Annotated in this window: 17 protein-coding genes; 4 read left to right on the top strand and 13 right to left on the bottom strand. The window is 73.6% G+C overall.

The window, feature by feature from the left end:
- The first annotated feature begins 62 nt into the window (after positions 1-62).
- The gene (locus IE180_RS29330) at positions 63-782 is read left to right on the top strand and encodes a DUF5995 family protein (protein ID WP_190159976.1); all 720 of its coding nucleotides are present in this window, start codon (positions 63-65) and stop codon (positions 780-782) included.
- Positions 783-803: 21 nt separating this feature from the next.
- Here IE180_RS29330 and IE180_RS29325 read toward each other — a convergent pair whose 3' ends face one another.
- Entirely contained in the window at positions 804-2501 is a 1698-nt protein-coding gene (locus IE180_RS29325) for a flavin monoamine oxidase family protein (RefSeq protein ID WP_190159975.1), read from the bottom strand.
- Between the two features lie 58 nt (positions 2502-2559).
- The gene (locus IE180_RS29320; RefSeq protein ID WP_190159974.1) at positions 2560-3366 is read right to left on the bottom strand and encodes a carbon-nitrogen hydrolase family protein; all 807 of its coding nucleotides are present in this window, start codon (positions 3364-3366) and stop codon (positions 2560-2562) included.
- A gap of 287 nt (positions 3367-3653) precedes the next feature.
- Here IE180_RS29320 and IE180_RS29315 point away from each other — a divergent pair, with 287 nt between their 5' ends.
- Positions 3654-4211: a Repetin gene (locus IE180_RS29315; protein WP_190159973.1), complete on the top strand. Its 558-nt coding sequence runs from the start codon at positions 3654-3656 to the stop codon at positions 4209-4211.
- 75 nt (positions 4212-4286) lie between these two features.
- On the opposite strand, the gene IE180_RS29310 is transcribed toward IE180_RS29315, so the two are convergent.
- Together IE180_RS29310 and IE180_RS29305 are read right to left on the bottom strand one after the other, a co-directional pair.
- Positions 4287-4742, bottom strand: a complete 456-nt coding sequence (locus IE180_RS29310) for an Lrp/AsnC family transcriptional regulator (protein ID WP_030691274.1) — start codon at positions 4740-4742, stop codon at positions 4287-4289.
- A 10-nt stretch (positions 4743-4752) separates the two neighbouring features.
- Positions 4753-6240 carry an amino acid permease gene (locus tag IE180_RS29305; protein ID WP_190159972.1) on the bottom strand — a complete coding sequence of 496 codons (1488 nt, stop codon included), beginning with the start codon at positions 6238-6240 and terminating at the stop codon, positions 4753-4755.
- 289 nt (positions 6241-6529) lie between these two features.
- Between IE180_RS29305 and IE180_RS29300 the strand changes: the two genes are divergently transcribed.
- The gene (locus IE180_RS29300) at positions 6530-7579 is read left to right on the top strand and encodes a GDSL-type esterase/lipase family protein (RefSeq protein WP_229861001.1); all 1050 of its coding nucleotides are present in this window, start codon (positions 6530-6532) and stop codon (positions 7577-7579) included.
- Positions 7580-8472: 893 nt separating this feature from the next.
- Here the strand turns inward: IE180_RS29300 and IE180_RS29295 are convergent.
- The 7 genes from IE180_RS29295 to fmt all read right to left on the bottom strand — a co-directional run bounded on the left by IE180_RS29295 (position 8473) and on the right by fmt (position 15261).
- Complete coding sequence (locus tag IE180_RS29295; protein WP_190159971.1) at positions 8473-9915, bottom strand: GuaB1 family IMP dehydrogenase-related protein; 1443 nt, start codon at positions 9913-9915, stop codon at positions 8473-8475.
- Positions 9916-9980: 65 nt separating this feature from the next.
- Entirely contained in the window at positions 9981-10349 is a 369-nt protein-coding gene (locus IE180_RS29290; protein WP_190159970.1) for a barstar family protein, read from the bottom strand.
- Positions 10336-10764 (bottom strand): guanyl-specific ribonuclease, encoded by a 429-nt coding sequence (locus IE180_RS29285; RefSeq protein ID WP_190159969.1) that lies wholly within the window; start codon positions 10762-10764, stop codon positions 10336-10338. The genes IE180_RS29290 and IE180_RS29285 overlap by 14 nt, the downstream gene beginning before the upstream one ends.
- 55 nt (positions 10765-10819) lie before the next feature.
- Entirely contained in the window at positions 10820-11836 is a 1017-nt protein-coding gene (locus IE180_RS29280; RefSeq protein ID WP_444545786.1) for a sugar-binding transcriptional regulator, read from the bottom strand.
- A 167-nt stretch (positions 11837-12003) separates the two neighbouring features.
- Positions 12004-12687 carry a ribulose-phosphate 3-epimerase gene (gene rpe, locus IE180_RS29275; protein WP_041128223.1) on the bottom strand — a complete coding sequence of 228 codons (684 nt, stop codon included), beginning with the start codon at positions 12685-12687 and terminating at the stop codon, positions 12004-12006.
- A 150-nt stretch (positions 12688-12837) separates the two neighbouring features.
- A complete protein-coding gene (locus IE180_RS29270; protein ID WP_190159968.1) occupies positions 12838-14250 on the bottom strand; it encodes an RsmB/NOP family class I SAM-dependent RNA methyltransferase in 1413 nt (470 codons plus the stop codon).
- A gap of 78 nt (positions 14251-14328) precedes the next feature.
- Entirely contained in the window at positions 14329-15261 is a 933-nt protein-coding gene (fmt, locus tag IE180_RS29265; protein ID WP_190159967.1) for a methionyl-tRNA formyltransferase, read from the bottom strand.
- Between the two features lie 228 nt (positions 15262-15489).
- Between fmt and IE180_RS29260 the strand changes: the two genes are divergently transcribed.
- Positions 15490-16008, top strand: a complete 519-nt coding sequence (locus tag IE180_RS29260; RefSeq protein WP_190159966.1) for a hypothetical protein — start codon at positions 15490-15492, stop codon at positions 16006-16008.
- Positions 16009-16073: 65 nt separating this feature from the next.
- On the opposite strand, the gene IE180_RS29255 is transcribed toward IE180_RS29260, so the two are convergent.
- Both IE180_RS29255 and metK read right to left on the bottom strand, forming a co-directional pair.
- Positions 16074-18203, bottom strand: a complete 2130-nt coding sequence (locus IE180_RS29255) for a primosomal protein N' (protein WP_190159965.1) — start codon at positions 18201-18203, stop codon at positions 16074-16076.
- Positions 18204-18295: 92 nt separating this feature from the next.
- Positions 18296-19504 carry a methionine adenosyltransferase gene (metK, locus tag IE180_RS29250; RefSeq protein ID WP_190159964.1) on the bottom strand — a complete coding sequence of 403 codons (1209 nt, stop codon included), beginning with the start codon at positions 19502-19504 and terminating at the stop codon, positions 18296-18298.
- Positions 19505-19602: the final 98 nt, after the last annotated feature.

Below are 19602 nucleotides of genomic sequence, written 5' to 3'. Positions count from 1 at the left end.
GTTCTGGGGAAGCCGGGCCCGAGGAGACCCCTCCGCGGCCCGGCGGCTGGGAGCCTGCCCCCATGGCGCAGACCCAGCAGATCGAACAGCAGACCGGACCCCACATCGGCCAGTTCGTCGCGGTCGACCCCGTGGTGGACCGGATGCGGGCGCTCCGCTCGGCCTGGCACCCGGCCGACGGGGTCGCCGTCTTCAACCGGGTCTACCTGACCGTCACCGAGGAGATCGGCCACGCCATCGAGGCGGGCACCTTCGCCGACCGGCGGGCCGCCGCGACCCTCGACGTGCGGTTCGCCGAGCGCTATCTCGCGGCGGTCGACGCCGTCGCCGGCGGCCGTCCCGCGCCGGCCTGCTGGCGGCCCCTCTTCCACTACCGGCGCCATCCCGGCGTACGGCCGCTGCAGTTCGCGCTCGCCGGGATCAACGCCCACATCGGCCACGACCTGGCGCTCGCGGTGGTCGACGCCTGCCGGATCCTGGAGTGCGCGCCGGCCGACCTGGAGGACGAGTTCGACCGGGTCGGCGACGTCCTCGTCCTCCTGGAGGAGCGCATCCGGGAGGAACTGATGCCGGGCCCGGACCTCCTGGAGGTCGCGGACCCGCTCACGCACCTGCTCGGCTGCTGGAGCCTGGACCGGGCCCGCGACGGGGCCTGGCTCGCCGCCCGCTCGCTGTGGCAGCTGCGGCGGCTGCCCGACCTGGCCGAGGAGTTCACCGAACGCCTCGACCGGTCGGTGGGCCTGGTGGGGCGGATGCTGCTCACGCCCCTCACCGGGCCCTGACCTCGCGGTCCGTGCCGGGGATCAGTCCTCCGGCAGCTCGACCGGGGCGATCTCGTCGTACACGTCGCCCGGGCCCGGGTTGGTGGCGTCGGTGCCGCCGCCGAAGTGGTGCATCACGCCCCAGACCGCGTTGAGCGCCGTCTGCACCGCGCCCTCGGCCCAGCCGGCCGTCCAGGAGATGTCGTCGCCGGCGAGGAAGATGCCCCGCTTGTCCTCGGGCAGCCGGTCCTGCATGAAGTGCGTGAACAGGCGGCGCTGGTAGCGGTAGTGGCCCGGCAGGTTCGCCTTGAAGGCGCCCATGAAGTAGGGCTCGTTCTCCCAGGAGACCGTCACCGGGTTGCCGATGATGTGCTTCCGGATGTCGACCTTCGGGTAGATCTCGCCGAGCGACTTCAGCATGACCTCCATCCGCTCGTTCGCCGAGAGCGGCAGCCACTTCAGGCTGTCGTCGCACCAGGTGTACGAGAGGCAGATGACGGCCGGCTTGTCCGGGCCCTCGTCGAGGAGGTAGGTGCCGCGGGTCATCCGGTCGGTCAGCGTCATCGACATGACGTCCCGGCCGGTCTCCTCGTCCTTGTCCAGCCAGAAGGGCCGGTCCACGGGGACGAAGAGCTTCGAGGACTCCATGTAGTGGGTGCGCTCGATCGCCGTCCAGTGGTCGATCGGGAAGAGCGAGTCGTCGCAGGCGATCTTGGAGAGCAGCATCCAGGACTGGGCGGTGAAGATCGCCGCCTGGTACGTGCGGATGTCGCCGGAGGCGTCGGTGACCGTGATCCGGTTGCCGGCGGTCCGGTTCAGCCGGGTCACGGCCGGCTTCGGGGTGCCGTCGTGCAGGGAGCTGAGCGAGGTGCCCGGCGCCCAGTGGACGATCTTCTCCGGCTCGCGCTCCCACAGGCGCAGCGGCAGCTGCTGCGAGCCGCCGACGATGCCGCGGTGGTGGTCGTCGGCCTCGGTGTAGACGACGCGGAGGATCTCCAGGATGGAGTTGGGGAAGTCGGTGTCCCAGCCTCCGGTGCCGAAGCCGACCTGGCCGAAGATCTCGCGGTGGCGGAAGGACTTGAAGGCCTCGGAGTCGCAGAGGAAGCCGTAGAAGGTCTGGTTGTCGAGCTTCTCGACGAGCTTCGACCAGATCTCGCGGATGCGCGGGACGTCGCGCTCGCGCATGGCCTGGTTCATGTCGGAGAAGTCGGCGCCCTCGTCGAGGCAGGCGTTCCACGCGTTCATCACGTCGCGGTAGACCTGCGGGAGGTCGTCGACGGTGATGGCGTAGTGCGACTCGCCCTTGAGGTCGACGACGGTCGACGGGGTCGACTCGGCCAGCGGGTTCGGGAAGGGCTTGGTCTCCAGGCCGACCAGGTCGATGTAGTGCTGGAGGGCGGTCGAGGAGGGCGGGAAGCGCATGGCGCCCATCTCGGCGGTGAGGCCCTCGGTGCCGGTGCCCTCGAAGCCGACGGTGCGCAGTCGCCCGCCGATCTGGTCGGCCTCGTAGACGACGGGCTTGAGGCCCATCTTCATCAGCTCGTACGCGGCGATGATGCCGGAGAGACCGCCGCCGATGACGGCGACCTCGGTGCCGTGCTCGGTGGCCGGTATCTGGCCGAGCCCGGCCGGGTGGGCCAGGAAGTCGTCGTAGGCGTACGGGAAGTCCGGACCGAACATGGTGATCGGCGGCTGGCCGTCGCTGTGCGGGACGGCGGTCGTGGGCACCGTGGACGTCATGGGGTACGGACTCCTTGCACGGAAAAAGGTGAGGCGGGGAGGGGGGTGGGGCGGCGGCTCAGACGAGGGAGCCGTAGAGGCCCGGGCGCCGGTCGCGCAGGTAGGGGTTCTCCGCGCGGGAGGCCGCGAGGAAGGCGGGGTCGACGTCGCCGAGGACGAGCTCCTCGCCGCGTCCGGCGCGGGCCCGGGCGGTGCCGTCGGGGCCGGCCAGGGTGGAGAGGCCGACGAACTCGAAGTCGCCCTCGGGGCCGGTCCGGTTGGCGTACGCGAGGTAGAGCTGGTTCTCGAAGGCGCGGACCGGCACCACGGACAGGGGGACGACCTCGGCGGGGTGCATGAGCGCGGTCGGCACGAGGAGGAGGTCCGTGCCGGCCAGCGCGTGCGCCCGGACGTTCTCGGGGAACTCGACGTCGTAGCAGATCATCATGCCGACGGTGAGTCCGCCGAGCTCGGTCTGAACGACGGGGCGGTCACCGGGGGTGAACCACTTCAGCTCGAAGTCCCCGAAGAGGTGGGTCTTGCGGTACCGCAGCAGCGGGGCGCCGTCGGCGCCGATGAGCTGCGCGGAGTTGTACAGGACGCCGTGCCGCTCGGTGTCCCGCTCCGGGTAGCCGTAGCCGACGGCCAGGCCGTGGCGCACGGCGACGGCCGCGACGGCGCGGGCGGAGGGGCCGTCGACCGGCTCGGCCAGGCGCGCGATGTCGGCGCCGATGGCGTAGCCGGTCAGGAAGAGCTCGGGGGCGAGCAGCAGGTCCGCGCCGGCGGCCGCGGCACGGGCGGCGGCCTCGTCGAGGATCTTGAGGTTGGCGGCCACGTCACCGAGCTCACCGGAGCTCTGGAGCAGGGCGGTGCGCAGCGCGGGCATCGGCGATCCTCGGCGGTCGAAAGTACAGGGGGAAGACGTCAAAAACGGTACGGTTTCGCGCTCCACCGGGACAAGGCGGCAGCGTTGCGGACCGACCGTCGAACCGTTGCGCGATCGGCGGCCGACACGTCGATTCGTTGCGTACGGCTCCGCCCGGGGTCGTACGCCTGCCCCGCCGCGCGGCGGAGACGAGGACCCTTCCGCGGCCTGACGCCCGGGCGCACCCCGGGCGGAAGAGTGGTGGTCGTCCGGAAGACCTGCCGGACGACCTGCCGAAAGGGACCACGATGAACCGTCGCACGAAGATCGTCGCCGTAGCCGCCGCCGTGCTGCTCACCCTGGGGGCGGGGGGTGTCGCCGTCGCCTCGGGGAACGGCGCTCCCGCACCGGCCGCGGCCACCGTCAGGGAGGCCGCCGCGCTGACCGGCACCGCCAAGCTGTACCGGCCGGCCGGGGACGACATCACGTTCGGCTTCGACGCGCACCTGGCGGCGAAGGACAACAAGGATCCCGAGTCGGCGACCGGAACCTTCCGGTTCAGCCACTACAAGGACGGCAGGGGCGGCTACGCGGTGGCGAAGGTCGACTGCCTGGTCACCGGAGGGAAGGTCGCGGTGGTGACGGGGGTCGTCACCGAGACCGACGTGGACGGATTCCGGAACAAGCGGGTCGGCGTGTCGGTGCACGACCTCGGCAGGCACGACCGGCTCGGCTACAGCTGGATGACCCGGGGCCAGACCACGGAGCTGCCGCCGTGCCAGAGCATGCCGCCCTTCGAGAAGGTGCGGGCCGGAACGGGCGACTTCCACGTCCTGCCCTGGCAGCTCGAGTACCCGACCGAATAGACCGCCCCACGGGGGTAGGCGGGGCGGAGGGACGGTGCGGGAACCACGACCCGCACCGTCCCGGCCGCGCGGCCCTTACGCCGGCGAGCCCGAGGAGAAGCGCCGCAGCAGCGGCGAGAGCACCAGGACGGACTTGGTGCGCTCCACGAAGGGCTCGCCCGCGATGCGCTCCAGGACGCGCTCGAAGTGGCGCATGTCCGAGGCGAAGACCTGGACGACGGCGTCCGCGTCACCGGTGACGGTCGACGCGGACACCACCTCGGGGTACCGCTCCAGACCCCGCCGGATGTCCTCCGGCGAGGTGTTGTGGCGGCAGTAGATCTCGACGAAGCCCTCGGTCTCCCAGCCGAGCGCCGCCGGGTCCACCCGGACGGTGAAGCCGGTGATGGCGCCCTCGGCCCGGAGCCGGTCCACACGCCGCTTCACGGCGGGCGCGGAGAGGCCGACGAGCGAGCCGATGTCGGCGTAGCTGCGGCGGGCGTCCTCCGCGAGGGCGTGGACGATGCGTTCGTCGAGGTCGTTGAGTCGCACTACGGGTGGATCACTTCTCTGCTGGAGCCTCTGCCAGGGCCGGGGCCGTGGCCAGTCGGGAGCGGCGCATGCCGTACAGGAAGTAGAACACGAGCCCGGCGGCCATCCACGCGCCGAAGACCTTCCAGGTGACGGCGTCGAGGCTGAACATGTTGTAGGCGCAGAAGAGGAAGCCGAGGACCGGGAAGACCGGGCCGAGGGCCACCTTGAAGGTGCGCGGCATGTCGGGGCGGGTGTAGCGGAGCACGATGACCGCGATGTTGACCAGGGCGAAGGCGAAGAGGGTGCCGATGCTGGTCGCGTCCACGAGCTTGCCGAGCGGGATGACCGAGGCGAGCGCGCCGCAGAAGAGCGACACGATGACCGTGTTGACGCGCGGGGTGCCGGTCTTGCCGTTGACCTTGCCGAAGACCTTGGGGACCAGGCCGTCGCGGGCCATCGCGAAGAGGACGCGGGTCTGGCCGTAGAGCACGGTGAGGACGACGCTGGCGATGGAGATGACCGCGCCGGCGGCGAGCATCGTGCCCCAGAAGGTCTGACCGGTGACGTCGTTCATGATCGCGGCCAGCGTGGCCTCGGAGCCCTCGAAGGCCTTCCAGTGCCAGGCGCCGACGGCGACGGCCGCGACGAGGACGTACAGCACGGTGACGATGAGCAGCGAGAGCATGATCGCCCGCGGCAGGTCGCGCTTGGGGTTCTTCGCCTCCTCGCCGGCCGTGGAGGCGGCGTCGAAACCGATGTACGAGAAGAAGAGGGTGGCGCTCGCGGCGCCGACGCCGGTCATGCCGAGCGGCATGAAGTCCCGGTAGTTGCCCGATTTGAAGCCCATGAAGCCGATGGCGCAGAAGATCACGAGGGTGACGATCTTCACCCCGACCATGATCGTGTTGACGACGGCGGACTCGCGGGCGCCGCCGAGCAGGAACACCATGGCGAGCATCACGACGATCAGACCGGGCAGGTTGATGACACCGCCCTCGCCGGGAGCCGAGGAGAGCACCTCGGGGAGGGTGACGCCGATCGTGCCGTCGAGCAGCTCGTTGAGGTACTCGCCCCAGCCGACGGCCACGGCGGCGACGGAGACGCCGTACTCCAGGACCAGACACCAGCCGCAGACCCAGGCGACGAGTTCACCCATCGTTGCGTACGCGTACGAGTACGAGGAGCCGGCGACCGGTATGGAGCCGGCCAGCTCGGCGTACGAGAGCGCCGAGAACAACGCCGTGAGACCGGCGATCACAAAGGCGAGGGTGACGGCGGGGCCGGCCTTCGGAACGGCGTCGCCGAGGACGACGAAGATGCCGGTGCCGAGCGTCGCACCGATGCTGATCATGGTCAGCTGCCACATCGAGAGCGAGCGGCGAAGGCTGCCGCCCTCTCCCTGGCCGCCCTCGTCGACCAGGCGTTCTACCGGCTTGCGGCGGACGAGCGCGCCGAGAGCGGAGGTCTTCGGGATGGTCGTGTCGTCGACCGGTGGGGCTACGCCGTGGTCCAGCACTGCCGAGGCTCCTTATCGCTGCCTGTGGGTAAGGAGGCGACCGCGGCGGTGCACGGGCATGCCTGGGCAGGCCCACGGGGGGACGGAAACCGCCGAGCAGGCGGTCGCCGCCACTCCTGGTACGAGGCACGAGCCTAAGGGGCAAAGGTTCGCAGTCGTAATGCAGGGTTGTTGCGCAGTGCCGAATGATCATTGCGCTCTTCGGGCGCAGACGGGCAAACATTGCGCGCCCCCGCATGAATCGACACATCCGGGTGTGAAGCGGCCCCCGCGCGCGTATGGACTCCTCATGGGGAATGACCGACGCTCCGAGCTCCAGACCACCCCACGACCGGAGGCCCCGGTGCCGTGGCTCGACCCGTCGCCGTTCCTGCGCGGCACGGCCTGGCTGGACGGTGACCGGCCCGTGCGCGCCGACCCCGACGACCTCGCACGGCTGCCGTGGGACATCGCCGAGCGGGCGGCGCTGCCCATCGGCGTACGGATCGAGTTCACGGCCGCGCCCGGCACGCGCGCGGTGGAGCTGCGCTACCGGGCGACCGTCCCCGGGCCCGACGACCCCCTGCACGGGCTGCGCCACTGCTTCGCCCTCTGGCAGGGCACCCGGTTCGTCGGCGAGACGTGCGTCGACCCGGCCCCCGAGGCCGTCGTCAGGCTCCCGCTGCCCCCGGGCGGCGGTGTGTTCGCCGTCCACCTCCCGGAGGGCCAGGCGCCCCTGCCGCTCGCCCTGCGGGCCGTCGGCGGCGCCCTCTCCCCCGCCCCGGTCCGGCCCCGCTGGCTCGTCCACGGCGACTCGATCACCGAGGGCTGGTGGGCGACCCGCCCCGCGCGCTCCTGGCCCGCGACGGCCGGGCGGCTCCTCGACCTCGACCCGGTCAACCTGGGGTACGCGGGCGGGGCCAGGGGCGAGCTGCCCCTCGCCGAGCAGCTGGCGCGGCTCCCCGGCGAGGTCATCACCCTCGCCTTCGGCACCAACTGCTGGTCCCGGGTGCCCGCCACCGCCGACTGGCTGTACGCCACCGTCCGCGCCTTCGTCGCCCTCGTCCGCCGGGGCCACCCCGAGACCCCGCTGCTCGTCGTCTCACCGGTCCTGCGCCCGGAGGCCGAGCACACCCGCAACGCCCTCGGCGCCACCCTCACCGAGCTGCGCAGGGCCATGGAGCGGGCGGGCCGCGACCTGGCCGCCGAGGGCGACCCCCACCTCCACGTCCTCCCCGGCCGCCCCCTCCTCGGCCCGGAGCACCTGGCGGACGGGCTGCATCCGAACGACGCGGGGCACGCGCGGATGGCGGAGGCGGTGGCGGAGGCGCTGCGCGGCATCCTGAACCCCCGCCCCTGACCCCCCGACGGGCTCTACGCCCGCGGGACCGGCCCCCACCCGCCGTACGGGCACGCACCTGCGGGACGGCGCCCCCTGCCACCCCCGTGCGCGCCCGCCCTGCGAGGCGGCACCCCGGCGCGGGCCGCCCCCGCCCTGACACAGCGCCTCCGCCCCGGCACGGCGGCCCGGGCCCCGGCACGGCGGCCCAGGCCCCGGCACGGCGGCCCAGGCCCCGGCACGGCACCCGGCCCCGGCGCGGGCCGCGCCCACCGGGCCGGTGCCCCGCGTGCGGGGCCCGCACCGCGCGGGGCGTTGCCCCTCCCCGCACCCTCCCGTGTGGGCAATCGTCCCGCAGGGCGGGACGGGTGGGCACACGGGACGGCGCCCCTCAGCGGCGCCTCCGCGTTCCGCGCCCCGACCCGCACCACGCGTGCGGCGCACGTTCCGGTGCGGGTCCAGGCACAGCAGCCTCGGGCGCCGGCAAGGGCGCCGTCCGTTGTGCCCACCCTCCCCCAAGCTCTCGGCTTCGCTCGAGCAGGGGGGACCCCCCTCGCCCCAGCGGAACGACCGCCCACAACGGCGGGGGCGGGGGGGCGGGCACCGCCCGGCGGACGCAGCCCGCAACGGAGGGCGTGGGGGCGGGCACCGCACCGGCGAGCGCAGGCCGCAACGGGGGCGGGAGCGAGGGTGGGCACCGCCCCAGCAGGGCGCCCGCAACGGGGCGCGGGGTGGGCACCGCCCCGACGGGTGTGCCCGCGACGGGGGCGGTGGGCACCGTCCGGCGAGCGCAGGCCGCAGCGGGGAGCCGGGCCCGGTGTGGCGGGCGCTCGCCGCGGGGGCGGGGGCCGTGGACGGCCGTGGGCCCCCGGGACGGAAGTCCCGGGGGCCCACGGCCGCGGAAAAGGGGCGCGTCAGCTCCAGCTGGCGTGGAGGGGCTTGCCCTCCGCGTAACCCGCCGCCGACTGGATGCCGACCACCGCCTTCTCCTCGAACTCGGCGAGCGAGGCCGCACCGGCGTAGGTGCAGGAGGAGCGGACGCCCGCGATGATCGAGTCGATCAGGTCCTCGACGCCCGGACGCTGCGGGTCGAGGAACATGCGCGAGGTGGAGATGCCCTCCTCGAACAGCGCCTTGCGGGCACGGTCGTAGGAGGACTCGTCGGAGGTCCGGTTGCGGACGGCGCGGGCCGAGGCCATGCCGAAGGACTCCTTGTAGGCGCGGCCCTTGGCGTCGTGCTGGAGGTCGCCGGGGGACTCGTACGTACTGGCGAACCAGGAGCCGATCATCACGTTGGACGCGCCGGCGGCGAGCGCCATGGCGACGTCGCGCGGGTGACGGACGCCGCCGTCGGCCCAGACGTGCTTGCCGTACTTCTTCGCCTCGGCGGCGCATTCCAGGACGGCGGAGAACTGCGGCCGGCCGACGCCGGTCATCATGCGGGTGGTGCACATGGCGCCGGGGCCGACGCCGACCTTGATGATGTCCGCGCCCGCCTCGATGAGGTCCTTGACGCCTTCGGCGGCGACGATGTTGCCCGCGACGATCGGGACCTGCGGGTCGAGCGCGCGCACGGTGCGGATCGCGCTGATCATCGACTCCTGGTGGCCGTGCGCGGTGTCGATGACGAGCGTGTCGACGCCCGCGTCGAGCAGCTGCTTGGCCTTGCCGGCCACGTCGCCGTTGATGCCGACGGCGGCGGCGACGCGGAGCCGGCCCCGGTCGTCGACGGCCGGGGAGTAGAGGGTCGCGCGCAGGGCGCCCTTGCGGGTGAGGATGCCGACGAGCTTGCCCTCCGCGTCCACGGCCGGGGCGTAGCGGCGGTTGTGGGCGTCGAGGGTGTTGAAGGCCTCGCGCGGGTCGATGTCGGCGTCCAGGAGCAGCAGGTCCTTGGACATGACCTCGGAGAGCTGCGTGAAGCGGTCCACGCCGGAGAGGTCGGCGTCGGTGACGACGCCGACCGGGCGGCGGTTCTCGTCGACGACGACACCGGCGTCGTGGGCGCGCTTGGGGAGCAGGGAGAGGGCGTCGGCGACGGTCTGGTGCGGCGCCAGGACGATCGGGGTGTCCAGCACGTGGTGGCGGCTCTTCACCCACGAGATGACGTCGGTGACGACCTCGATCGGGATGTCCTGCGGGATGACGACCAGGCCGCCGCGGCGGGCGACGGTCTCGGCCATCCGGCGGCCGGCGATGGCGGTCATGTTGGCCACGACGAGCGGGATCGTCGTCCCGGTCCCGTCCGGGGAGGAGAGGTCCACGGCCTGGCGGGAGCCGACGGCCGAGCGGCTCGGCACCATGAACACATCGTCGTACGTCAGGTCGTAGGGCGGCTTGACGTCATTGAGGAAACGCACGTGCTGACATCCCAGTCGTTCGGATCGGCCCCTAGGCATTTCAGCCAGGGGAAAAAGCACGTAGTTCATTGTCCCACGGGGGGTGGCACAGGCGGTGCGGGCGAATCGTCCGAGCCTTGGGCAGGAGGTGCTGTCGGATCCTCCAAATGGCCGAGCGAGAGGAGGACCGCGAGGCCTTCGGAGCTGGTCCGGGTCGCCGCCGAGAAGACCTCCTGGGCGATGGCCCAGTCCTGGGGACTGGCCTCGGCGTAAGCCTGCCAGCCGGTCACGACGACCGCCATGGGTTCGCGCATGTCGGCGAGGGAGTCGGCGAGGGCGTCCCAGTTGCGGCCGAACCAGACGGGCAGCGGCAGCGCGCGCACGCAGCGGTTCATGAAGGCGGTCTTGTCGGTCACGCCGTGCAGGTCGAGGACGACGGCGTCATCGATCCTCATCCGCGACCACCTCCCGGAACGTCTCGTAGTGGTCGTCCGTGTAGTACGTCTCTCCGCTCCGCCCGGTGACGATGCGCCGGGCGCCCCGGTCGCGCTCGCCGGGGGTCCTCACGGTGTACTCGTGGTAGTGGCCGCGTTCGCGCCGGGGCAGGACGCGCTCGAAGTTCGAGAAGACGGCGCCGTCCTTGGCGTACGGGAAGGGGCCGCCGCGCGCGATGAGGTCGAGCGTCCTGCGCGCCTCGGGCGGCAGCTCCGACGTCCGTACGACGGGGAGTCCCGAGGTGCTCGTGGGCGCGGCGGCGGCCGTACGGGCCGGGGCCCGGTCCACGGGGGCGGCGCCGCCCCCCGAGGAGCAGCCGGCCAGGAGGACGGCGAGGACGAGCGCGAGGAGCACGCGCGGGGGCCGGAGCGACATGCCCCGAACATACCGTTGCGGGACGGCTCCGGCCCCTGTCGCCGTGCGGCTTCGCTCAGGTGCCGTCGGGGTCCCTGCGCTCCAGCGCCGGGTGCGTGCCCGGGCTGGACTCGGTGAGCAGGTAGTCCGCGGCGGCGCGGTCGGTGACCAGGCTGGTGACGAGCCCGGAGCGGAGCACCGCCCCGATCGCGGCGGCCTTGCGCTGGCCGCCGGCGATCGCCACGACCTCGGGGATCCGGCGCAGCCGGTCCGCCTCCACGGTGATGCAGCGCTCGCCGAGGTCGCGGCCGACGCGGCGCCCCTCGGTGTCGAAGAGGTGCGCGGACATCTCGGCGGCGACGCCCAGCGAGGCGTAGTGGGCGCGTTCGGCGTCGGAGAGCATGTCGTGGACGGTCGAGATGCCCGGTTCCCAGGAGCCGATGGAGACGCAGGCGACGGTGACCTTGTCGAAGTACTCGAAGGCCCGCGCGATGCCGGTCTGGCTGCGCAGGGCCGCCGCGGTCGCCGGGTCGGGCAGCAGCATGGGCGCGTAGATGGGGTGGGCCTCGCCGCCGGAGACCTGGGCGGCGCGGCGCACGGCCTCGACGGAGCCGCGTTCGGCGGTCCCGGCGTCGTACACCCCGGTGAGCTGGACGACCGTGCAGGGCGGCAGCCGGTCGAGGGCCGCCGCCATGTGGATGGTGGAGCGGCCCCAGGCCAGGCCGAGGACGTCGCCCTCGGTGACGAGTTCGCCGAGCAGGTCGGCCGCGACCTCGCCGAGGTTCTCCGGGTCGGGCGACTCGTCGTCGCCCTCCGCCGGGGACTCGACGACGACGGCGTGGCGGAGCCCGTAGCGGGCGCGGAGCGCGTCGGAGCGCTCGGCGTCCAGCTCGGCCGGTACGCGGATCTCGATCCGCACGAGGTCGCGCTCCAGGGCGGTCTCCAGGACCCGGGCCACCTTGAAGCGGCTCACGCCGAACTCCTCGGCGATCTGGATCTTGGACTTGCCCTCGAGGTAGAAGCGACGGGCCATGGCCGCCGCCTGCACCAGCTCCGCGGGGCCCATCCGCAGGGCTGACCGTCCCGCCGACATACCCGCCACCGCGATCTCCTCACTGCTGTTCACGTACCGCTGTTCACGTACGGAAGTCACATACCGATGTCGTTCACACTCTGGACTCGCCGTTCATCCTGTCAGATCCGGCGGGCCTTGATCAGTCCTGTCGGCGGCCCGACGGGCCGCGTTCATCCACCGGTGGCTCAGTGGCCACACGCCCACGCGGCGGAGGCGGTCGCCGCCTCCGCGCGGGCCCGGAGCGAGGCGACGGCCGCGGCCGGATCCGCCGCTCCGTACACCGCGGAACCCGCGACGAAGACGTCGGCACCGGCCTCGGCGCACCGCTCGATCGTGGACTCGGCCACCCCGCCGTCGACCTGGAGCCACAGCTCCAGACCGTGCTTGGAGATCAGTTCACGGGTGCGGCGGATCTTGGGGAGCATGATGTCGAGGAAGGCCTGACCGCCGAAGCCGGGCTCGACGGTCATGATGAGCAGCATGTCGAGCTCGGGGAGCAGGTCCTCGTACGGCTCGATGGGCGTGGCCGGCTTGAGCGCCATCGAGGCGCGCGCGCCCTTGGCCCGGATCTCCCGGGCGAGCCGGACCGGCGCCGCGGCGGCCTCGACGTGGAAGGTCACCGAGCCGGCGCCCGCCTCCACGTACTGCGGGGCCCAGCGGTCGGGGTCCTCGATCATCAGATGGCAGTCGAGCGGGGTGTCCGTCGCGCGGGCCAGCGACTCCACGATCGGGACGCCCAGCGTCAGGTTGGGGACGAAGTGGTTGTCCATCACGTCGACGTGCAGCCAGTCCGCGCCGCCGACGGCCTTCGCCTCGTCGGCGAGCCGGGCGAAGTCCGCGGACAGGATGCTGGGGTTGATCTGCGCCATGAGCCAAGCCTCCCACGTTCTTGGGCACTTCTTTGCCGCTGAGCGGTTTCGGATCCGGTCCAGACCACTTTCGGTACGAAGCGACGAGTCCGGGACCCGTACAGACCGGGAGATTGCGGTCGGCCGATCGAACGGCCGGACGGCCGGACCTCAGGCGGTCCGGCGCAGCAGCGCCAGGTACATGGCGTCCGTACCGTGCAGATGCGGCCACAGCTGGACGTCCGGGCCGTCGCCGAGCTCCGGGACGCCGGGCAGCAGCGGGCGGGCGTCGATCAGCTCGGCGCCGCCCACCTTCTTGAGGACGTCGTCGACGACCACGCGGGTCTCGGCGAGGTGCGGCGAGCAGGTCGCGTACCCCACCACTCCCCCGACGCGCACGGCGCTCAGCGCCTCGGTGAGCAGGGCGCGCTGGAGCGGGGCGAAACCGTCCAGGTCCTCGGGGCGGCGGCGCCAGCGGGCCTCGGGGCGGCGGCGCAGGGCGCCGAGGCCGGAGCACGGCACGTCCATGAGGACCCGGTCGAAGGAGCCGGGACGCCACGGCGGGCGGGTGCCGTCGGCGGCGATCACCTGGTACGGGCCGGGGTTGCCGGCCAGGGCGCGCTCGACGAGGCGGGCGCGGTGCGGCTGCCGCTCGGAGGCGAGGAGCGCCGCGCCCCGCTCGGAGGCGAGCGCGGCGAGCAGCGCGGCCTTGCCGCCGGGACCCGCGCAGCCGTCGAGCCAGCGGGTGTCGGAGCCCTCCAGGGGGGCGTCGGCGAGGGCGATCGCGACCAGCTGGCTGCCCTCGTCCTGGACGCCGGCCCGGCCCTCCTTGACCGCCTCGATGGCGCCGGGCTCGCCGCCCTCGGCCATCCGCAGGGCGTACGGCGACCAGCGGCCGGGCTCGGTCTCCGCCGTGGCGGCCAGTTCCTCGGTGGTGACCCGGCCGGGCCGGGCGACGAGGGTGACCTCGGGCCGCTCGTTGTCGGCTTCGAGCAGGCTCTCGATCCCGGCGCGGCCACCGCCCAGGGCGTCCCACAGCGCGGAGACGACCCAGCGGGGGTGCGAGTGGACGACGGCGAGGTGGTCCTCGGCGTCCTGGTCGTACGGCGGGGCGACCTGCTCCACCCAGGCGTCCAGGTCCTGCTGCGAGATCTTCCGCAGCACGGCGTTCACGAACTTGGCGCGTCCGTCGCCGAGCACCACCCGGGCCAGCTCGACGCTGGCGGAGACGGCGGCGTGGGTCGGGATCCGGGTGCCCAGGAGCTGGTGGGCGCCGAGCGCGAGGACGTCGAGCACGGGCGGGTCGACCTCGCGCAGCGGCCGGTCGATGCAGGCCGCGATGATCGCGTCGTACGTGCCCTGGCGGCGCAGCGTCCCGTACACGAGCTCGGTCGCGAGCGCCGCGTCCCGCCCGTCGAAGTCGCCCTTCTCCCGGGCCTTCCTGAGGAGCGGCGGCAGCACCAGGTTCGCGTAGGCGTCCCGCTCGTCCACCGCCCTCAGCGCCTCGAAGGCGAGCATCCGGACGGGGTCCTTCTGGGGCCGCCGGTAGGGCTTGGGGGGACGGCGACGTGCCTGCTCGCTCAAAGGTGCTCCGCGTGACGAAATGAGGGGTCGAACGTTCCCCAGCCTACGTCGCCCGCGGAGCAGCCCGTGCCCCGCTTCCTACGCCCCCAGCCGCTCGCCCGGGGCGATCCGGACGCCCCGGGCCCAGTCCGCCGCCTTCATCGGCTTCTTGCCCTGGGGCTGGACCCACAGCAGTTCCACGGCGTACGAGCCGGTGCCCGCGTACACGTTGTTCTTGCCGACCGCGAGCTCGCCCGGGGCGAGGTCGGTGCGGTCCGGGAGGGGGGTGACCTGGATCAGCTTGAGGCGCTCGCCGCGGAAGACGGTCCAGGCGCCGGGGGCCGGGGTGCAGCCGCGGACCACGCGGTCGACCCGGAGCGCGGGGGCGGCGAAGTCGACGTGGGCGTCCTCGACCTGGATCTTCGGGGCGAGGGTGACGCCCTCGACGGGCTGCGGGACGGCCTGGAGCGTGCCGTCCTCGATGCCGTCCATGGTCGCGGCGAGCAGTCCGGCGCCCGCGAAGGCGAGCCGGGTGAGCAGGTCGCCGCTGGTGTCGGTGGGGCGGATGTCCTCGGTGACGACGCCGTAGACCGGCCCGGAGTCCAGGCCCTCCTCGATGAGGAAGGTGGAGGCGCCCGTCACCTGGTCGCCGGCCATCAGGGAGTGCTGGACGGGTGCCGCGCCCCGCCAGGCGGGCAGCAGCGAGAAGTGCAGGTTCACCCAGCCGCGGGCGGGGATGTCGAGCGCGACCTTGGGCAGCAGCGCGCCGTAGGCGACGACCGGGCAGCAGTCCGGCGCGATCTCCCGCAGCCGGGCGAGGAACTCCTCGTCGCGCGGCCTGGCCGGCTTCAGGACCTCGATGCCCGCCTCCTCGGCCCGCTGGGCGACCGGGCTGGCGACGAGCCGCCGGCCGCGCCCCGCCGGGGCGTCCGGCCGGGTGACCACGGCGGCCACCTCGTGCCGCCCGGAGGCGAGCAGGGCGTCCAGGGCGGGAACGGCGACCTCGGGGGTGCCTGCGAAGACGAGCTTCATGGATGGCGACTGCCTGTCTCTCCGGGGGCGTTGTGGGCAGCGCACCAGTCTAGGGCCGATGCCCCCCAGGGGGCGTACGGGGCGGTGAGCGCCCTGCGCATATGCGTGTACGCCCCCGCAGCGTGACCCAACTCCCGGTGGCGCGTTGGTCAAGAGAGATTGACCGAACCGGGTCGCTGTTCCCCTCCGCGGCCCGCCCCCTTAAACGCCGGTTCGAGAGGCTTTCACATGGCCGACCACGCAACCCACGACGCCCAAGCCCGGGCAAGTCTGCATCTGTTGGTGCGGGACATCGAGCGGGTCCGGCGGCAGGTGGACGCACTGCGCACGCTCACGGCCCAGCTGGGCAATGTCTACCGCCCTCGCCGCTCCGGCCCGTCCACGGGCTTCGTCGTCTACGGGCGCGCGCCCGCCCCGACCGTACGTCTCGCCCAGGAGCTGCGGGACAGCGTCGAGACGCTGGTGACCGCGGCGGTCGACTTCGACCGCTCGCTCGGGTTCTCCTGGGACGCGGTGGGTTCCGCGCTCGGGGTCACCAAGCAGGCGGTCCACCGCCGCTACGGCGCCCGGCGCTCGCCCCAGCCGGGCGCGGCCGTGGACCAGGACCACCCGGTGGAGCCGGGCGCGGCCCGCGCGCTCCCCTCGGTCCCCGCCGCCCGTTCGATGCCGCCGCAGCCCACCTCGGGCAGCTCCGCCCTCCGCGAGGACCCGCGCCCGTCGGCCTTCCCCGGCCCGCGCAACGCCTGACCGCCGAGCACCGCACGGCCGCCCGCCCCACCGGGGACGGGCGGCCGTGGTGTGTCCGGGCCCCGTCAGCCGATGTCCGGCGGATCCACGCGGATCCGCACCGGGTCCCCGCCGCCCTTCGCGAGGCGCCCGGCCCGGGCCTGTTTGAGCGAGGTGGCGAGGGCCGCGCCGCTGCCCGGCGGGACCCGGACCAGGGCCCGGTCCCACTGCTCGCCCGGCGGCGGGTCACCGGGCCTGCGGGGGCCGCCGGGGCGGACGACGGGCAGCGGCACGGGCCCGAGGATCTCGGCGTCGGCGGGGAGCCCGGCCGCCGCGAGGAAGTCCTCGACGGCTTCCGGCGCCCCGGTCACGGCGGCCATCCGGGAGACCGGCGGGAAGCCCAGTTCGGCCCGCTCCGCCAGCTCACGCCGGGCGTGCCCGGCGGGGTCCCAGCGGACGAGCGCCTGGACGGGCCGGAGGGTCGGTTCGGCGACCACGACGACGGTGCCGCCCTCGGCCTGGCCGCGGACCAGCGCGGCCGCGTCGATCCAGCGGCGCAGCGCCTCCTCGCCCGCGCGCAGGTCGGGCCGGCCGAGCATGGCCCAGCCGTCGAGGAGCAGCGCGGCCGCGTAGCCGCCCTCGGCGACGGGTTCGGCTCCGGGGGTGGAGACGACGAGCGCGGGGCGTCCGGGCACGCTGTCCAGGACGTGGTCGCGTCCGGAGGTCCGCACGGGGACGGCGGGGAACGCCCGGCCGAGTTCCTCCGCGGTCCGCCGGGCTCCGACCACCTGGGCCCGCAGGCGGGTCGAGCCGCACTCCACGCAGTGCCAGTCGGGGGCGCCGCGGCCGCACCAGCCGCACCGCAGCTCCTGCTGCTCGGGGGCCTCCAGGGGGCCGGCGCAGTGCCGGCAGCGGGCGGGCGTGCGGCAGCGCTCGCAGGACAGCCTCGGCACGTACCCCCGGCGGGGGACCTGGACGAGCACCGGACCGCTCTTGAGGCCCTCCCGGACCACCTGCCAGGCGAGCGTGGGCAGCCGGGCGGCCCGCGCGGCCTCGTCGCGGGCGAGGTCGGTGTCCCCGACGGTCCGCACGAGGGGCGCGGCGGCCCGCACCTGGTCGCGCCCGGCCACGAGGGGCTGGGCCCAGCCGGACTCGACGAGCTGCGCGGCCTCGACGGTGCAGCTGGTGGAGCCGAGCAGGAAGGCGCACCGGTCCTGGGCGGCGCGCAGCAGCAGCACCTCGCGGGCGTGGGGCTGCGGGGCGTGCGGTTCGCTGTGGCTGCCGTCGCCGTCGTCCCAGATGACGGCGAGCCCCAGGTCCCGTACGGGCGCGAACATGGCCGCCCTGGTGCCGACGACGGCCCGCACGGCGCCGCGCCGGACGGCGAGCCACTGCGCGTACCTCTTCTCGGGGCCGGCCTCGGCGGTGAGCAGCGCGTGCCGCCCCTCCCCCAGGACCTCGGTCAGTGCGGCGTCGACCCGGCCGGCGGCCCGCCCGTCGGGGACGACGACGAGCGCGCCCCGCCCGGAGGCGAGGGCGGCGGCGACGGCGCGGGCGATCTCCTGGGCCCAGTGCGGGCCCGGCAGCGCGTTCCACACGGCGCGGGGCGCCCCGCCGCGCGCGAGGGACTCCAGGAACGCCGGGCCGCGCTCGTACCGCGTCCAGCTCGCCGGCTCCGGCGCCCTCGGCGGGGGCAGCGGCGCGGGCGAGGGCCGGCCCTCCGCCTTGGCGCTGCGCGGCGGCACGGCGAGCTGGAGCACGTCGGCGAGGCTGCCCGCGTACCGGTCGGCGACGGCCCGGGCGAGGCCGAGCAGCTCGGGCCCGAGCACCGGCTCGGGCGAGACGACGTCGGCGAGCGCGGCCAGCGGCCCCGAGTAGTCCGAGGTGGCCCGCCGCTCGACGAGGAACCCGTCGATGAGCCGCCCGCCCTCGCGCCGCCCGTTCTTGACCTGATGGGCCCCCGCCCCGAACCGCACCCGCACCCGCACCCCGGGCCGGGCGGCCCCGTCCAGCTCTTCGGGGACCGCGTAGTCGAAGAACTGGTCGAGGTGGAGCGCCCCCTTGTTCACGACGACCCGCGCGACCGGCAGTTCCTTGGCCAGCGCGGCCCCCCGCCATGTCCGCGGCTTGGCCCGCGGCACCTTCGCCTTCCGGACGGTCTCCCGGATGAGCGCGAGCTGCTCGGGCTCGTCGGACTTCTCGTTCTCGCTGCTCACAGCCCCATACCTACCAGACGCCACCGACAGCCGGACACAACGAGGCCCGGCACCCCTCGGGGGTACCGGGCTTCGGTCGCGCAGGTCCGGGCCTAGAGGCCGACGGCCTGCCGCAGGGCGTCCACGCGGTCGGTGCGCTCCCAGGTGAAGTCCGGCAGCTCGCGGCCGAAGTGGCCGTAGGCGGCGGTCTGGGAGTAGATCGGGCGGAGCAGGTCGAGGTCGCGGATGATCGCGGCCGGGCGGAGGTCGAAGACCTCGCCGATGGCGTTCTCGATCTTCTCGGTCTCGACGGTGTGGGTGCCGAAGGTCTCGACGAAGAGGCCGACGGGCTCGGCCTTGCCGATCGCGTAGGCGACCTGGACCTCGCAGCGCGAGGCGAGGCCCGCGGCGACGACGTTCTTGGCGACCCAGCGCATGGCGTAGGCGGCCGAGCGGTCGACCTTGGACGGGTCCTTGCCGGAGAAGGCGCCGCCGCCGTGGCGGGCCATGCCGCCGTAGGTGTCGATGATGATCTTGCGGCCGGTGAGGCCGGCGTCGCCCATCGGGCCGCCGATCTCGAAGCGGCCGGTCGGGTTCACGAGCAGGCGGTAGCCGTCGGTGTCGAGCTTGATGCCGTCCTCGACGAGCTGTCCCAGGACGTGCTCGACGACGAACTCGCGGATGTCGGGCGCGAGCAGCGACTCGAGGTCGATGTCCGAGGCGTGCTGCGAGGAGACGACGACCGTGTCGAGGCGGACGGCCTTGTCGCCGTCGTACTCGATGGTGACCTGGGTCTTGCCGTCGGGACGCAGGTACGGGATGGTCCCGTTCTTGCGGACCTCGGTGAGGCGGCGGGAGAGCCGGTGCGCGATGTGGATCGGCAGCGGCATCAGCTCGGGGGTCTCGTCCGACGCGTAGCCGAACATCAGGCCCTGGTCGCCGGCGCCCTGCTTGTCGAGCTCGTCCTCGTCGCCCTCGACCCGCTTCTCGTACGCGGTGTCCACGCCCTGGGCGATGTCCGGGGACTGGGATCCGATGGACACCGACACGCCGCAGGAGGCGCCGTCGAAGCCCTTCTTCGAGGAGTCGTAACCGATCTCGAGGATCTTGTTCCGGACGAGGGTCGGGATGTCCGCCCACGCCTTGGTGGTCACCTCACCGGCGACGTGCACCAGGCCGGTGGTGATCAGCGTCTCGACGGCGACGCGCGAGGTGGGGTCCTCGCGCAGCAGCGCGTCGAGAATGGTGTCGCTGATCTGGTCAGCGATCTTGTCGGGGTGTCCCTCGGTGACGGACTCCGAGGTGAACAGACGACGGGACACAACGCTCCCTGGGGTTGCAGCGGCTGCTGGCTACTCGTGACGCGGACCGGCAGGGGGCTGCGCCCCGCGACGTTCCACGAACAGTCTATCGGTCGTGG

The organism is Streptomyces litmocidini (assembly GCF_014649755.1).
Taxonomy (GTDB): Bacteria; Actinomycetota; Actinomycetes; order Streptomycetales; family Streptomycetaceae; genus Streptomyces; species Streptomyces litmocidini.
The sequence above is the reverse complement of the archived record's forward strand: the minus strand, read 5'-3'. Positions and strand labels throughout refer to the sequence as shown.

Coding starts and splice junctions, on each gene's coding strand:
- IE180_RS29330 (WP_190159976.1), top strand. CDS start 63: ATGGCGCAGACCCAGCAGATCGAACAGCAGACCGGACCCCACATCGGC.
- IE180_RS29325 (WP_190159975.1), bottom strand. CDS start 2,501: ATGACGTCCACGGTGCCCACGACCGCCGTCCCGCACAGCGACGGCCAG.
- IE180_RS29320 (WP_190159974.1), bottom strand. CDS start 3,366: ATGCCCGCGCTGCGCACCGCCCTGCTCCAGAGCTCCGGTGAGCTCGGT.
- IE180_RS29315 (WP_190159973.1), top strand. CDS start 3,654: ATGAACCGTCGCACGAAGATCGTCGCCGTAGCCGCCGCCGTGCTGCTC.
- IE180_RS29300 (WP_229861001.1), top strand. CDS start 6,530: ATGGGGAATGACCGACGCTCCGAGCTCCAGACCACCCCACGACCGGAG.
- IE180_RS29290 (WP_190159970.1), bottom strand. CDS start 10,349: ATGAGGATCGATGACGCCGTCGTCCTCGACCTGCACGGCGTGACCGAC.
- IE180_RS29285 (WP_190159969.1), bottom strand. CDS start 10,764: ATGTCGCTCCGGCCCCCGCGCGTGCTCCTCGCGCTCGTCCTCGCCGTC.
- IE180_RS29280 (WP_444545786.1), bottom strand. CDS start 11,836: ATGTCGGCGGGACGGTCAGCCCTGCGGATGGGCCCCGCGGAGCTGGTG.
- rpe (WP_041128223.1), bottom strand. CDS start 12,687: ATGGCGCAGATCAACCCCAGCATCCTGTCCGCGGACTTCGCCCGGCTC.
- fmt (WP_190159967.1), bottom strand. CDS start 15,261: ATGAAGCTCGTCTTCGCAGGCACCCCCGAGGTCGCCGTTCCCGCCCTG.
- IE180_RS29260 (WP_190159966.1), top strand. CDS start 15,490: ATGGCCGACCACGCAACCCACGACGCCCAAGCCCGGGCAAGTCTGCAT.